This is a genomic window from Bdellovibrio bacteriovorus, from assembly GCF_001592745.1.
In the GTDB taxonomy this organism is placed as follows: Bacteria; Bdellovibrionota; Bdellovibrionia; order Bdellovibrionales; family Bdellovibrionaceae; genus Bdellovibrio; species Bdellovibrio bacteriovorus_B.
In genome coordinates, this window is record NZ_LUKD01000005.1 from 22,258 (window position 1) to 37,015 (window position 14,758).

10 protein-coding genes are annotated in these 14,758 nt (G+C 46.2%); 5 read left to right on the forward strand and 5 right to left on the reverse strand.

The window, feature by feature from the left end:
- Nucleotides 1–78: 78 nt before the first annotated feature.
- Nucleotides 79–1,707, forward strand: coding sequence for a S8 family serine peptidase (locus AZI87_RS10720; RefSeq protein WP_063206697.1), 1,629 nt, complete (start codon nucleotides 79–81; stop codon nucleotides 1,705–1,707).
- Nucleotides 1,708–1,800: 93 nt separating this feature from the next.
- Nucleotides 1,801–4,029: a cation:proton antiporter gene (locus AZI87_RS10725; RefSeq protein ID WP_063206698.1), complete on the forward strand. Its 2,229-nt coding sequence runs from the start codon at nucleotides 1,801–1,803 to the stop codon at nucleotides 4,027–4,029.
- Here the strand turns inward: AZI87_RS10725 and AZI87_RS10730 are convergent.
- The 4 genes from AZI87_RS10730 to AZI87_RS10745 all read right to left on the reverse strand — a co-directional run bounded on the left by AZI87_RS10730 (nucleotide 4,026) and on the right by AZI87_RS10745 (nucleotide 7,856).
- Nucleotides 4,026–5,426 (reverse strand): aldehyde dehydrogenase family protein, encoded by a 1,401-nt coding sequence (locus AZI87_RS10730; RefSeq protein WP_063206699.1) that lies wholly within the window; start codon nucleotides 5,424–5,426, stop codon nucleotides 4,026–4,028. The genes AZI87_RS10725 and AZI87_RS10730 overlap by 4 nt on opposite strands.
- A gap of 121 nt (nucleotides 5,427–5,547) precedes the next feature.
- Nucleotides 5,548–6,555: a gamma-glutamyl-gamma-aminobutyrate hydrolase family protein gene (locus AZI87_RS10735; RefSeq protein WP_063206700.1), complete on the reverse strand. Its 1,008-nt coding sequence runs from the start codon at nucleotides 6,553–6,555 to the stop codon at nucleotides 5,548–5,550.
- Between the two features lie 10 nt (nucleotides 6,556–6,565).
- Nucleotides 6,566–7,300 carry an outer membrane beta-barrel protein gene (locus AZI87_RS10740; protein ID WP_063206701.1) on the reverse strand — a complete coding sequence of 245 codons (735 nt, stop codon included), beginning with the start codon at nucleotides 7,298–7,300 and terminating at the stop codon, nucleotides 6,566–6,568.
- Nucleotides 7,301–7,487: 187 nt separating this feature from the next.
- A complete protein-coding gene (locus AZI87_RS10745) occupies nucleotides 7,488–7,856 on the reverse strand; it encodes a CoA-binding protein (protein ID WP_063206702.1) in 369 nt (122 codons plus the stop codon).
- Nucleotides 7,857–8,334: 478 nt separating this feature from the next.
- On the opposite strand from AZI87_RS10745, the gene AZI87_RS10755 reads away from it, so the two are divergent.
- Nucleotides 8,335–10,902 carry a hypothetical protein gene (locus AZI87_RS10755; protein ID WP_155722555.1) on the forward strand — a complete coding sequence of 856 codons (2,568 nt, stop codon included), beginning with the start codon at nucleotides 8,335–8,337 and terminating at the stop codon, nucleotides 10,900–10,902.
- On the opposite strand, the gene AZI87_RS10760 is transcribed toward AZI87_RS10755, so the two are convergent.
- Nucleotides 10,903–11,295, reverse strand: a complete 393-nt coding sequence (locus tag AZI87_RS10760) for a hypothetical protein (protein WP_063206705.1) — start codon at nucleotides 11,293–11,295, stop codon at nucleotides 10,903–10,905.
- Nucleotides 11,296–11,544: 249 nt separating this feature from the next.
- On the opposite strand from AZI87_RS10760, the gene AZI87_RS10765 reads away from it, so the two are divergent.
- Together AZI87_RS10765 and AZI87_RS10770 are read left to right on the forward strand one after the other, a co-directional pair.
- Nucleotides 11,545–13,953, forward strand: coding sequence for a hypothetical protein (locus AZI87_RS10765; protein WP_155722556.1), 2,409 nt, complete (start codon nucleotides 11,545–11,547; stop codon nucleotides 13,951–13,953).
- Between the two features lie 92 nt (nucleotides 13,954–14,045).
- Nucleotides 14,046–14,747, forward strand: a complete 702-nt coding sequence (locus tag AZI87_RS10770; protein ID WP_063206707.1) for a pirin family protein — start codon at nucleotides 14,046–14,048, stop codon at nucleotides 14,745–14,747.
- The last annotated feature ends 11 nt before the right edge of the window (nucleotides 14,748–14,758 follow it).

A 14,758-nucleotide genomic window follows, 5' to 3' on the forward strand; every position in this document is an offset into this window, starting at 1 on the left:
AAATCTTTCAACCTGAAATGAAGTGCCTACCCATAGAGGACTTCAATAGTTGGAGTCCATGGATATGGGGGGACTTTAATGAAAAACGTATTTGCACTCATCGTTACGGTGTTGTTTGCGACTGCGGCTCAAGCTGAGCGTGTGATTGTTATTATGAAGGATAAACAAGCCTTCAAATCGGCACACATGGCGTATAAGATGAAGGGGTCTTATGCACTTAAAGGTTTCAACTGGGATCAACAACCAAATGGATTGGGACAAGTTGATGGTAAAGTTGAAGACAGCCTTGAGAATCTAAATACACTAATCATCGACACAAACAGCGAGTCAGAGATTGCTAAATTGAAAGCAAATCCTGCAGTTGCTTATGTTGAAAAAGAGATTTTCCACGAGGCGCCACGCCCAGTGAAAGGTTTCTTGGCGAAAGCTCAAAAATCTCAACAAAAAGTAGGTCAAAAAACTCCATGGGGTATCCATGCAGTTAAAGCTCCTCAAGCATGGGCTCTATCTAATCAAGGCCAAGGCGCTCGCGTTCTTGTTCTAGATACTGGTATTGATCAAGCTCACCCTTCTTTGAAGTCTAACTTCGAAAAAGGTCAAGACTTCACTGGTGACAGCAACGGTTCTGATTACACAGACCACGTTGGTCACGGTACTCACGTAGCGGGTACTATCGCTGGTGCGATCGATAAAACTGGTTTCACAGGTGTTGCTCCTAAGGCGAAAATCCTTGCGGGTCGCGTTTGTTCTGAAAATGGTTGCTCGAACGTTTCTATCGCTCAAGGTATCAACTGGGGTATCCAAGAAAAAGTAGACGTTATCTCTATGTCTTTGGGTGGTATGTGGTCGACTCCTGCTGAACGCGATGCTGTTGCTAAAGCAGACAAAGCGGGCATCACAGTGGTTGCAGCTTCTGGTAACAACGGTTCAAACCGCGTTTCTTACCCAGCAGCTCTTTCTACAGTGATTGCAGTAGGTGCTACTGATATCAACAACCTTAAAGCAGACTTCTCTCAGTACGGTCCTGAATTGGCGATCGTAGCTCCAGGTGTTGCAGTTGTTTCTTCTGTACCACAAGGAACTGGCCGCGAGTCTTCTGTAACAATCTCTATCGGCACTAAATCTGCAAAAGTTGCTTCAACGACTTTCCAAGGTGCGAAAGAAGTATTGACTCCTGAAATCAACGTTCTTGTTCCAGCAGGTCTTGGTAAAGACACTGATTTCGCGAACATCGATGTAAAAGGTAAATATGCTTTGATCAGCCGTGGTGAAATCACTTTCGCTGACAAAATCAAAAACGCTATCAAAGCGGGTGCGGCTGGCGCGGTTATCTACAATAACGCTCCTGGCTTGATCAACGGTGCTTTGACTGATGATGGTTCAGTTCTTCCTATCGCGGTGTTCATGATCGAACAAAACGTAGGTCAAGAAATCTTGAAATCAATCACTGCAGGTCAAACTGTAAAAGCAACTCTTCAAACGATTGCTACAGACTACGCTCCGTTTGATGGTACTTCAATGGCGACTCCTCACGTATCAGGTGTTGTTGCTCTTATGAAGTCTGCAAACAAAGCTTTGACGGGTGCTCAAGTGAAAGCACTTCTAAAACAAACTGCAACAGCATTGGGTCCTAACACGAACAATGAATACGGTGCAGGTCTTGTGAACGCTGAAGCGGCAGTTGCTGCAGCTATCAACGCGAAGTAATTAGATTTTAAAATCTAAATTAAAGACGGCTTCCTTCAAAAGGAGGCCGTTTTTTATTTGTGGCCCGCTGTAAGAGTTGTCATAATCTTTGATATGCAGCACTTACCAGCAATGATTTCCGATTTAGCCCTGATTCTTGGTACCGCGGGGCTAGTGACTTTGATCTTTAAAAAACTCAATCAGCCCATTGTTCTTGGATATCTTGTTGCGGGCTTTCTGGTCGGTCCTAAGACCACAATCTTCCCAACCATTGTCAGTAATGACAGCATTCACCTGTGGGCCGAGATTGGCGTTATTTTTCTTTTGTTCGCCCTGGGCCTTGAGTTCAGTTTTAAGAAGCTTTTCCGGGTGGGTGGTTCTTCGAGTTTCACGGCTATTTTAGAAATCTCGTTGATGATTGTTTTTGGTTACGTGACGGGTCGTCTATTAGATTGGTCGCCGATGGACAGTCTTTTCTTGGGTGGAATCTTAGCAATCTCGTCCACGTCAATTATCATTCGTACCATCGAAGAGCTGGGATTCAAAAATCTTCGCTTCGTCAGTCAGGTCTTCGGGATTTTAGTTATCGAAGATCTTGTGGCCGTGCTTTTGATGGTCCTTCTAACAACCGTGGCTTTAACTCGCGATTTTGCGGGCACTGAAATGTTGGGTGCTATCGTAAAGCTTTCTTTCTTCCTTTCTATCTGGTTTGTGGCCGGGATCTTCATGCTGCCTTCGTTTATGAAAAAAGCCCAAAAGCTTTTGAACGAAGAAACCGTTCTGGTGGTCGCTGTGGGTCTTTGCTTAGTGATGGTGGTTTTTGCAAGTTCCGTGGGCTTTTCTTCAGCTCTGGGCGCCTTTATCATGGGTTCTATTTTGGCAGAGACCATTGAAGGTGAGCGTATTCATCATCTTGTTGGTCCCATCAAAAATCTGTTTTCAGCCGTGTTCTTTATTTCCGTCGGAATGTTGATTGATCCGATTGTGATTCGCGACAACTGGAAAGAAGTTTTGATTTTATCAAGTGTCGTTCTTGTCGGTAAGACGTTCAGTGTTACATTGGGATCTGTGCTTGCCGGACAAACGCTCAAGTCTTCGGTGCAATCAGGAATGAGTCTTGCGCAAATCGGTGAGTTCTCATTCATCATCGCCACCTTAGGCTTAAGCTTAAAAGTCGTAAGCGAAAAGATTTATCCGATTGCGGTGTCAGTTTCGGTTGTAACGGCATTTACGACACCTTACATGTTAAGATCTTCGGGCAAAGTGTATGCTTTTTTAGAGAAAGTTCTTCCCGCCAAGTTGATCGCGGCTCTTGATAGCTATAGCGTGATTTCTTTTTCCATGTCAGGAAATAAAGAATGGAAAGAGCAAGTGCGCTCTTACATTTTGAAGGTTGTTTTGAATTCTGTCGTTGTCGTAGCGATCTTTCTTCTGATGGCGCGCGTGTTTCTGCCGTTTCTGTTAGAAAGACAGGTTGAAGAAGGGCCGGCTAAATTTATTTCTTTAAGTGCCACTCTGGTGTTAACGGCTCCGTTTCTTTGGGCCTTGGCATTTGGTCGCACCAAACAGTTTGAGATTCTGTTGGTCGAACAAGGTAAAGGAAATCATAACTACGTATTTCTGGTTTCGCGCATTATGCTAGCCGTCGGTTTATTGGGTGCCATGGTGGCTCAGTTCGTACCTCTTGCTTGGGCGGTGGGAATCACGCTTTGGATGGTGGTGGTTGTTGGTTATGTTCTTTCCCAAAAATTGCGAGATATCTACGAGTGGTTTGAAAATCGTTTTCTTTCCAATCTTCATGATGACGTCCAAAAGAAGCACGCGCGAAAGAGCAACCGAGCGTTGGCGCCTTGGGATGCGCACATCACCGAGTTCACCATTCCGCCGGAAGCTCCCTACGTAGGGACGCCTTTTCATCAACTTTCGATTCGTGAAAAGTATGGTGTTACGATCGCCTTGATTGAACGTGGACGCAAAAGAATCACCGCCCCAGGGCGCAATGAGTGCCTGATGCCTCATGATCAGGTTCATGTTATCGGAACAGATGCGCAGCTGATTCGCTTTAAGTCGTTCATCGATTCTGAAAACTTTGATGTTTCCCCAGCGATGAGTGTCGGAGAAGCTTCGCAATACAGTCTGGAACAGTATGTGATGACCGAGGATTCTCCGTACTTGAATAAGACCATTCGTGAGTGCGGGTTGCGTGAAGCGACAAATGGCTTAGTGGTGGGTGTTGAACGCGAAGGAATGCGTATTTTGAATCCGGATTCTTCAGAGACTTTGCAAAAAGGTGATGTTCTTTGGATTGTCGGTGACCGTACAAAAATCCTGCAACTTGATTAAAGTTTCAGGTCAATCATCAGCTTCATAAGTTTCAGCTTAAAATCAGAGTAGGGTGGGTAAATCAAGCGCAGCAGACGTCCCATCCAAGACTGACGTAAAATGGCCTTTTCGTGTGAGAAGTTTTTAAAACCGAAAAAACCATGGGAGCTACCCATGCCACTGTGCCCAACGCCACCGAAGGGAAGATGGGGGTTCGCAAGGTGAATGACGGAGTCATTCACGCAAACTCCGCCGGAGGAAGTCTCTTTCAAGATATGCTCAATATTGAGTTTGCTTCGAGAGTAAATATAAAGTGATAAAGGCTTTTCGCGCTCGTTTATATAGTGAACGGCATCAGCGATATCTTTAAACGGCACAAGTGGCAGAAGTGGCCCAAAGATTTCTTCCTTCATGATTGCGGCGTGTGGATCTACTTTTTCTAAAACTGTGGGCGCGATATAGTGAGAGCCAACGTCGACATCTCCGCCATAGGAAATTTCTGCGTTGGAGTTTTTAGCTTCTTCAATCATATTCGCCAGGCGACGGGTGTGATGAGTCGATACGACACGAGCGAGATGTTTTGATTTTTTCTGCTCTTCTTTTTTGCCGTAAAACTCCTCGATCTTTTTAAAAAGTTCCGTTTTAAACTCCGCAAGAATTTCGCGCTGAACAAGAATGTAGTCAGGTGCGACACAGGTTTGCCCGGCATTAAGAAACTTGGCCCAGGCTATTTTTTCTGCGGCCAGCGATATGTTGGCGGAGGCGTCAACGATCGTAGGGGATTTTCCGCCTAGTTCCAAAGTCAGGCTTGTCAGATGCTTGCTTGCGGCCTCCATGATGATCTTTCCCACGCGTGTACTGCCAGTGAAGAAGATGTGATCGAAGGGCAGGTTTAAAAGTTCGCTTGTGGTTTCGGGGCCGCCTTCAATCAGTTTTATATGCTCTGGAGCGAAGGTCTCATCCATCATCCTCTTTAAAAGACGGGATGTATGCGTTGTAAATTCAGAAGGTTTTAATAGGGCACAGTTTCCCGCCGCAATAGCCGAAATCAAAGGTGCTAGAGTGAGTTGAAAGGGATAGTTCCACGGGGCGATGATTAAACAGACCCCGCGAGGTTCGTAAGAAATCGAACTATTCGAGCCTAGTAAAAGCAAAGGTGTTTTAACTTTTTGAGGGCGGGACCATTTTTTTAAATTCTTTTTTGCAAACTGAATTTCATGAAGTGTCGGATAGACTTCAGTAATTAAAGTCTCGGCTTCCGGTTTTTGAAAGTCGTGACTTAAAGCCTTGATGATGTCGGGGATATTTTTACGAATGACGGCATCGAGTTTATTCAAATATTCCACGCGCGTTTTGATAGGCTCTTTGCGCAGCTGAAGACTGAAATGTTTCTGATGAAGGAATATTTGTTCAAGCATGTATTTATGTTAGAGGACCAGGTAAAGGAAGCAACGCCTATTTTAAAGACGAGTACAAAATCTTGTTGAAATATCTGTTAAGAATCAGGAGCGGCGAGCCGCTTTGGACTCAAACCGCACTTTAGAAAATCTTTGAACAACGGGCGGGCATCACGCGATTTTTCTGCTGCACAAGGCTCCACAGAATTTTAGAACCTAATTCATTATTCATCAACTCTGGGTGAAACTGTAATAACATTCCGCGCCCATTTTTAAACTCAGTGGCTTCGGTGATGCCATCATGGCTTCTTGCCGCGATTTGCAGCATTCCACCTTCTTTAAAAATCACCGACTGGTGATGAAGAGAATTGACGGTCATTTTCATATTTCCGTCAGCAAATGGTTTTAAAAGGTTGTATTTCGTTTCCACGACGTCAATAGGGTGCCAGTCATTGCCATGGGCGACTTTGTCGCCGATGTGAAAAGGAATATCTTGGATAAGTTGATATCCCAGAGCGACCGAAGTGATCTGAGATCCTCGGCATACTCCTAAAAGAAATCCTTTTTCTTGTGCAACATAAGACTTGATAAGTGCCACTTCGAATTGGTCACGAGCGGGAATGGTGTTGCGCGAATGAAAGTTCTCTTTTTTATAAAGGTGGGTGTCGACATCATCGCCGCCCATAGCCACCATCATGGGGAACTTTTCGGCGATCTGCTTAAAGAGTTCCCGAGTCTCTTCCTGGCTCAAGCCAAGGTTGGCGTTGATGGGAAGAATGTAAGAGGTCTGTCGAGATTGTTGGAAAATGCGTTTGAAATTTTGCACACGCAAAGAATTGCGTGTGTAGTCTTTGGGAAGATTGGCAATAAGAAGAGCGCGACTTTCGCGGTCCTCTTGCGAGAGAGCTTTAAAGCCGTGCAAAGGTAAAGCGGGCACACGTCCTTCAAATAGCTCCATGAGGTCGGGGTTTTTGCCTAAATTATTTAAATACCGTTGTGCTGCTTGTTCGGGTGTTTCTGATTGTCTGACTGGCAAAATCAGCGGCGCCATGGCTTCGCTAACATGCCATTCAAAAAGTTTCAGACTTTCTGCCGCGAAGGCGGAAAGTCCTTGAAGAGTCAGTGCTAAGAATAAGAGAAGGCACTTCATTAATATCCCTTTAGATATCAAATACAAGACCAGTGGAAAGAGCTACGGAGCTATTCTTGATTTCTGTTCCTTCAGCACTTTCTTTATTTACTTTATTTAAGCCCAATTGGTAGTCACCTTGAATCAGGACTGAAAACATATTGTTGATGCGAAGAACGCCGCCGACTCCGAGGCCTGCGCGAAAATCCGTTTCGTTCGCTGAATCTTTGATGTCTACGCTGCCTGTAAGACCTCCCGTGCCGGTCATTTTCGCTTCTTGTAGCAGTCCGACAACGCCACCGCCTTTAATGAAGAAGTGTGTGGCTTCTGGGTCTTGAAAGGCATATCGAACGTAGAGGGGGGCTTCCAGATACTTAAATTTGTAATCAAACGCTGCTCTGCCCGGTGCAACAATCACATCGTCAGAGCTATAAGGATAAGAAAGTTTGGCTCCACGCTCTGAATAATAGAGACCTGTTTCAAACTGCAGTTGAGATCGGCCTAAGCGCAAACCTAAACCGGCTTGCATGCCGCCGATAGTTTCTAATTCCGCTCCATTTTTTCCTTCAACGCCACCGAATGTTGAAGAAGTGTAACCAATAACAGGTTCCAAATGTACGAAAGAAGATCGTGGTTCGATGGCATCCATGCGGGAATATCCGGCGGCCCCTTGATTGTTGCGCATGCTTTTAAAGGATTTTGCAGAAGCGATTGATGAAAAACCCATCACGATAGAAGCAGCGGTAACAAAGATCTTTGTTTTCATTTGAATCTCCTGTTTGCAGTTCTAACAAAGCAAAGACGGTGCCGAAGGAGCAAGAAAAGTGTGAGGAGATTTTTAAGTTTATTTGAGGACTTAGAACGATGTCTCGTTATGAGATGGTAAAGATGTGAACGCGGCACTAACAAAAAAAGGCGTTGAACAGATAAACAACGCCTGGCACTTCAAGGGCTTATTTTTCAAACTGATTGGTTCTTAGCATCACGAGCGTGCAGGCTTCTAAAGTTTCAATGCCTGCATTCTGCAATGCGGTTTCAATTTCTCGCGACTCCGTGCCCGGATTGAAAATCACACGACGTGGTTTTAGTTTTATGATCTTGTCGACATGCTGTTCAAGATTTTTAGGATTCATATAAAGAGTGACCGTATCGATACCTTGAAGATTACTGAGTGAGGCGACAACGGGGACGCCTTCGATTTCGTCCAAGCCAGGATTTACGGGAAATACCGTGTGTCCGTATTCTCGCAACATCTTCATTGCGAGGTAAGAATAACGTTCTGGATTTTTACTGGCTCCGAGAATGGCGACTTTTTCTTTCATACGGAAAGTATATGTCGCCTGATTGGGGCCGTCATCTCTTTCAGCGGACTTTTGTGTTTTTATTGATGAAGATCACCGGGCAGAGTCCCGCTTGGCAGCAGAGCTTTGCGACATCCTTTGACCTCGCACGATCCGTATCGATCGCGTTAATAAGTTTAACGGCTTCTACTGAGAGTTGTGAACTTTGACAGTCGCTTCCGGAAACTAAACGAACCACTCGCACTGAACACCTCCGCCTTCTTTAGGATAAGGCGGGAATTTGCGGGGAATCTAGTTGTTGAGAATAATTCTTAGCAAGTGAAAGCAGGTTGAGAATCCCTCCCGGGGAGGAGGCTGTAGGCTGTAAACCTACAAAGTCAGGTGGGTCTGTCTTTGTGGAAATCCCGTTCTGAATCAGGTCTGTCTCAGAATGAGGAGAGCTTGAAAAATACCGTGCCAAAACTCTAGACGAAAGTGTGTATTGTGCCGATAAGTCTATGTGCAAACTGTGGATCGTCTTTTCAATAATGCGCAAGTATTTCGCAGGGTTTACCTGCTGTGCCTGTGCTTTCTTTTGCAGGCTTGTACAGAGCGAGATCTCCAAGTTCAAATGCTCGCGTCGCAAACTTTGGATGTGGGTTTATCCACGCCAGCAAATCCGACAAACAAAATAACTGGGATTCCTGTGTCGTTGGCATTGCCGAAGATGGCAGATGCCGCTTCGTTGAAAGCAGAGATGTTCGAAATTCAAAACGCCACGCGTGAAGGAGACATATCCTGTGATAGTGACACCAATGTCTGTTCGTTTCTGGTTTCAGTCGCGGTGGAGAATGGTGTTGTCGCCTCAAATGTTCGTATCAAGCTCAATGCGGGAAATTTAAATTGGCGAGGCAGCAAAAGAACATTTGCTATTGAAGAGCAAAATCTCACGATCTCCATCCAAATTGTGCCACCGACAATCACTTCGTTTGTTTTAAAAAATGGCGATGCTTATTCTAACTCTTTAAGCATTCCCTACATAGTAACCGGGGAACGCATTGCTGAAGTTTATGTGACAGAAGATGCCACCTGTAACTCGGGTGGAGCTTGGGGACCTGCCTCCGGTAATGTTGCGGTTTTGAGTGGTGAAGGAGTTAAAACCTTTTATTTAAAAGCCAAAGACGCCGCGGGTAATGTGACGTCGTGCACTCTGACGGACTCGATTGAAGTGGATTTAACGGCTCCAGAAATCACTGTTGCCGCTATGCCTGTGAGTGCGGGATCTATGAGCTCGACATTTTCATGGAGCTTGGGATACTCCGGCTTTTCGACTATCTCACTGTCACCGTCAGATATTGTTCTTTCGGGGGCATCGGTGGGCTGCAGTGTCGCTGTGAATGGGACGGGTGATAGTCGAAATATCGTTATTACAAATTGTTCCGGAAATGGGCCGCTGTCAGTCACGGTGAACGAAAACACGGCACAAGATGAAGCTGGAAATCATGCAGCTCAACTTTTGTTATCGCCAGTGACGATTGATAATATTGCACCAGCTGTGATCATTACTTCACCGGCAGAGAACTTTCAGTTTCCGAGCCGAACACAATGGGCCTCTGTTTCTGGTACTTGCAGTGAGAATGGTAAGACCATCTCATTTAACTGGCCGACTCAAAGTATTGTGACGTGCACCGCCGATACTTGGAACGCCTTAATTGATTTTAGTAGTGCGGTGTCCGCAAATTCTGTGTCTTTGACGGCGACTCTGACAGATGCTGTCGGTCATTCAAGTTCTATAAGTAGAACATTTCTCTTACCTGTAGTTGAAATCTATTCGAATCTTTATTCCTTCGCTGCCGTGAAAGGTGGCAAGGTGATCACTTGGGGTGAGTCGAGTTGGGGTGGTAATAGCTCTGCCGTTGCAAGTGATGTTTCAGCAAATGTCGTGAAGGTGGCTTCGACCTCGATTGCCTTTGCTGCAGTTAAAGCCAATGGATCTGTTGCGACCTGGGGGGATAGCGCTGCAGGAGGATCTAGTTCAACTGTTGTCAGTCAACTGAGCTACGGAGTTAAAGACGTCTATGGAACGGGTTCTGCTTTTGCGGCAGTAAAAGTGGATGGCTCTGGCGTCACTTGGGGTAATGGTGCCCTTGGAGGGGATTCTTCTTCCGTCAGTGCCGCATTGACCAGTGTTAAAAGCATTGTGAGTAACACCGGCGCCTTTGCCGCTATCAAGGCGGATGGTTCTGTTGTGACCTGGGGCTCGAGTTCCATCGGGGGAAATAGCTCGACTGTGGCCTCGCGATTGTCTTCAGGAGTTGTGAGTGTGAAGTCGAACGACGGCGCTTTCGCGGCTTTGAAGTCCGATGGCTCTGTCGTAGCGTGGGGTAACTCTTCCAATGGGAGTTCGTTGCCTGCGGAGCTTGTTGCTTCCACAAATGTTGTGAAACTCTTCAGTAATAATTTTGCATTCGTGGCTTTAAAGTCTGATAGTTCTATTGTTGCTTGGGGTGGAGGAGCCGGAGGCCTTAATGGAGGAATAACACCTTCAGAGCTGACGGTTCCTGGAGCTGGAGTCCTGGAAGTGGTTTCAAGTTTTTCGGCATTCACTGCGAAAAAAGATGATGGCAGTGTTGTATCCTGGGGAAGCTCAGACGCTGGCGGTGTTGCACCAACCGAGGCAACGACCGCGGGAAATATTGCGGCTGTTTTCGCTACTCAATATGCCTTTGCGGCATTAACTCAGGATGGTCGCGTGATTGCGTGGGGTGGTACAGCCTGCGGATCTTCAAACTGCGGTGGGACAGCGCCGACATCGGTGACGGCCGTAGGTTCCAATGTAGTGAAAATTTTTGCGAACAGAAATGCCTTTGCTGCGATTAAGTCAAACGGATCGGTGGTGACTTGGGGGCATCCTTCTTATGGTGGCGACTCAAGTAGTGTGGCTGCCGCATTAAGTTCCAATGTCGTAAAAATATATTCGACTAGCAAAGCTTTTGCTGCCGTAAAAACAGACGGGACGGTGGTCACATGGGGAGACGCAGGCTATGGCGGAGACAGTTCAGCCGTCTCCGCAGAGCTTGCACCTTAATTAAGCCGCACGTTTTTCAGCGCGTTTTTTCCAAACGGGTTGCATCTTTTTATAGAACTTCACATTGCTTTCAAACGACTTCGTGTACTCTTTTGTATACTTGTTGAATTTTTTGTCTAACCAAGCGTAGTAGCAAGTGTACATGTAGTTCGTAAAGAACTTTGTCATCCATTGATGAGGGCCGTCGACTGGGAATTCATACTTGCTAAAGAAGTAGGGTATTTCCTGATTGAAAGAACGCCACCATTCCATAGCTTCTTTTTTATGTACAAAGTTTCCGACAAACAAAGGTTTGCCTTCAAATGTAAACCCCACTTCATAGCCATGACCTACAGGTTTAAAGTAAGATTTGAATTCATGCCCGTAATATTCGTAATGCTTTGTTTTGTTCATCGAAACGTCCTCCTCATATTTTGGATGGTAACATTTCGGTGTTTCCAGCTAGGAGTTAACGAGACCAAGTAAAGAAAAACGCTGCTCGACGTTTGTGATGTTGCGAGAAAAAGTTTTCTAGAATTTATCTCTAGAAACTGCATCGCGATGGGATTTTCGTTTCAAGCTAGGACACTTCCTAACACAATCCTGACAAAACCATAGCAGAGTGTACCTTTAAATTCCGCAATGTTCGCCGAAGAGTTTAAGATGAAGTCACTAGTGCGTATTCGGGAACTTCTTTTGCTTACTTCTTTCTTCGCGTCCGGCTGTACGCTAGAGCTTGCATTACATAAGTCTGTTTCTTTGCCGCCTACGGTGACGGCTCATAAAATCAATGAAGTTGTTTTGGATGAAATTTTGTTGGAACTCGAAGGGCAGTGTCCCGAAGACGTTTTGCAGGTCCGTCTTCTTGTAGAAGGCGAAACTTTAAATGCCAACTGCGATCCTTCGACATTAACATTTATTGTGAATTACAAGGTCCCCCATCCAAACAATGATCGACTGATTCTGTTTGAAGCCTCTTCAGTTTATCCGGATGGAAAGGCCGTTCCAACGACTTACGAAGTGAATTACAAGCGTCCTTCTGTTCCTTCGCCTATTATCACATCAAATAGCGGTCGCGACTTTGTAACAAACGATACGACTCCGTTCTTACAAGGCACATGTTTGTCTGAAAAAACAAACGGAATGGAAGTTAAAATTGGCGGTGGAGCTTGGAACAACGCTCTGATTTCTTGTACCTCAGGCACTTGGTCTTTAACTCTTCCGGTGTTAACAGGAAATCCCGAAACCGATCATCTGATTCAAGTGCGTTCTCTCAATTCATTAAGTCAGGATCCTTATTCTGAACCAGACGCTATCGCGATTCGTGTTGACACCGTTCCTCCAAATCCACCGCTATTGCCAGCCGCCGCGGACGCGGGTATTCGCCCCGTATGGACGTGGGTGAGTGGCGGTGGCGGCGGGAATGGAGTTTATCGCTATAAAATTAATGATTCAGATCTTTCTTCAGGCGCTACGGTGACGACGTCATTGAGTTATGCCTCCGTCAGTGATGTCGCTTTTGGGACTCATACGTTGTATGTGCAAGAACGTGACGAAGCAGGAAATTGGTCAGCATCCGGCATCCAGGTTCTGACCGTGAAGTGCGGGCCGGGAAATTACTTAAGTTCCGGTTCGTGCGTGCAGTGTGCACCAGGGACTTATCAGCCATCAAACAGTATCTCGGCTTCTTGTGTGAGTGCCGGTACAGGTACTTATGTTGATAGTGCCGGAGCTAACACAGTCACAGCATGTACTAATAAACCCGCACACGCTGCAAGTGTTAGCTATGGCGCAAGTTCGGGTTTAACAAGCAACTCGTGTCCGATCGTGAGCATCGACACGTGTGAAACGAATTACACGCAAAATGGTCTTACATGTCGTGCGTTGTGTGCCACGGATAAATACTGGGACGGAAGCGCGTGTGCTGATGTGGGTTCAGGATTTTATTCCCCTGCGAATAACGACACACGCTTTGCATGTACCAATGTTCCCGTTCACGCAACGGCGGTGGTCTATTCTGGTTCGGGAAGTGGTGCTAACAGCTGTCCAGTAAGTTCGGTTCTAACTTGTGACATCGGCTATGATCCAAGTGGCGATCACTGTACAGATAACACGCCAGATGCTTTAGTATTCGCAGCTCAGTCTGGTGTGGAGCTTTCTACGTTGACCACTTCAAATACTCTCACCCTGGGTGGCTTTGATGGTCCACTTATCGCTAATTGCACGGGTTGTTCAGCGATTGCGCGCAACGGCGTTTGGGGTGGCACTTCTGTAGGCGGCTTTATGCCCGGGGATACGATCACGATCCGCCGCACTTCATCTTCGTCCTTCTCTACGGCGGTGACGGCCCAGGTAACTTTAGGAAACGTCACTTCCAACGCTTGGTCAGTGACAACGCGTGCCGCACTTTCTTGTACAAGCACACCATGGGGAGCACTAGCTCACGGAGCAACAGTCCAGGGTTTTTCACAGTCCGCTCCAACATCTGCTTGTTCTGCTATTGCAGAGACGCGCACATGCACAGATGGAGTGCTGTCAGGAAGCTTTAATGAAGTAGCGTGTAACGATGGTTGTACGGGAACACCTTGGGGTAATGTATCACATGGTTTCTTAGGTACTGCTTATTCGGCGACTTACGCTGTGGCACCCACAACTTGTGCATCGTTGTCGCAGGCGCGGGGTTGTACCAACGGAAGTATGGCAGGATCTTACACCATCACTTCCTGTCAGGATTATGCCGCGGTTTCTTTAAGTATATCGTATAGCACCGTCAGCTTCGGGTCATTGGGAGATCAGAGAACCACCGCAACCATCACGCCCGCCGGTGGCGTGGGAAGTGGTGGATATAGTTATGAATGGATTCTAGGCACAGTTAGCAATAACAACGGCGGGATGGGTTCTACAGGTATCGTCACCGGTGGCGGGACTAGCAATAGTCTATCGTTAGAAGGTCGCTGCGGAGGTTCAGAAATGACTTTCCAAGTGCGGGTGCGGGATAATACCTCTGGCGTTTGGTCAAGCTGGAGCAACGGTTCTTTGCAGGCGGGGCGCTGGGAAGGTAACTGTGATTAAACTATATAAATCACATGTATATAGTTCATAAAAAATAAGAAATATCATTTATATTAACTTGACGGTAGTTTCTTCTTCATAGGGAGAAACATATGATTCAAGTAAGAAGATCAAACGAACGCGGACAGGCTCACCACGGTTGGCTCAACTCAAACCACACTTTTTCTTTTGCCGAGTATTATGACGAAAAAAACATGGGCTTTAGCGTCCTGCGTGTGATCAACGAAGATCGCATCGAAGGTGGGACAGGTTTCGATACTCACGGGCATCGGGACATGGAAATCATTTCTTATGTGATCGAAGGTGCCTTAGAGCACAAAGATTCCATGGGAAATAGCACCATCATTAAACCTGGCGAAGTGCAACGCATGAGCGCGGGCACAGGAGTTCGTCACTCTGAATACAATCATCTTCACGATCAGACGACGCACTTTTTGCAAATCTGGATTCAGCCGCAAGAAAAAGGGCTGACTCCCGGTTATGAGCAAAAAACTTTTTTCGGAAGTGATTTATCCTGCAGTGATCTTGTTTTAGTGGCTTCCAAAAATGGTCGTAACGGGTCTATCACCATCAACCAAGACGTGGATATGTACGCGGCCAAAGCCCAAGACGCCGGAGAAAAGCTTCTGAAAACTTATGAACATCGCCATCTGTGGGTGCAAGTGATCAAAGGCGATGTGCAAGTGGAAGGGGAAACTTTAAAATCGGGCGACGGCGCCGGAATTACCGGAGTTGAACGCTTGAAAGTTCAATGGAGCGAAGGCGCAGAGTTTATTCTTTTCGACCTTCCTTAAAAGGAGAGCGC

Bases quoted from the DNA above. Each gene is read 5' to 3' on its own strand.
- AZI87_RS10730 (WP_063206699.1), bottom strand. From the start codon at position 5,426: ATGCTTGAACAAATATTCCTTCATCAGAAACATTTCAGTCTTCAGCTG.
- AZI87_RS10760 (WP_063206705.1), bottom strand. From the start codon at position 11,295: ATGAACAAAACAAAGCATTACGAATATTACGGGCATGAATTCAAATCT.
- AZI87_RS10770 (WP_063206707.1), top strand. From the start codon at position 14,046: ATGATTCAAGTAAGAAGATCAAACGAACGCGGACAGGCTCACCACGGT.
- AZI87_RS10735 (WP_063206700.1), bottom strand. From the start codon at position 6,555: ATGAAGTGCCTTCTCTTATTCTTAGCACTGACTCTTCAAGGACTTTCC.
- AZI87_RS10765 (WP_155722556.1), top strand. From the start codon at position 11,545: ATGAAGTCACTAGTGCGTATTCGGGAACTTCTTTTGCTTACTTCTTTC.
- AZI87_RS10745 (WP_063206702.1), bottom strand. From the start codon at position 7,856: ATGAAAGAAAAAGTCGCCATTCTCGGAGCCAGTAAAAATCCAGAACGT.
- AZI87_RS10720 (WP_063206697.1), top strand. From the start codon at position 79: ATGAAAAACGTATTTGCACTCATCGTTACGGTGTTGTTTGCGACTGCG.
- AZI87_RS10725 (WP_063206698.1), top strand. From the start codon at position 1,801: ATGCAGCACTTACCAGCAATGATTTCCGATTTAGCCCTGATTCTTGGT.
- AZI87_RS10740 (WP_063206701.1), bottom strand. From the start codon at position 7,300: ATGAAAACAAAGATCTTTGTTACCGCTGCTTCTATCGTGATGGGTTTT.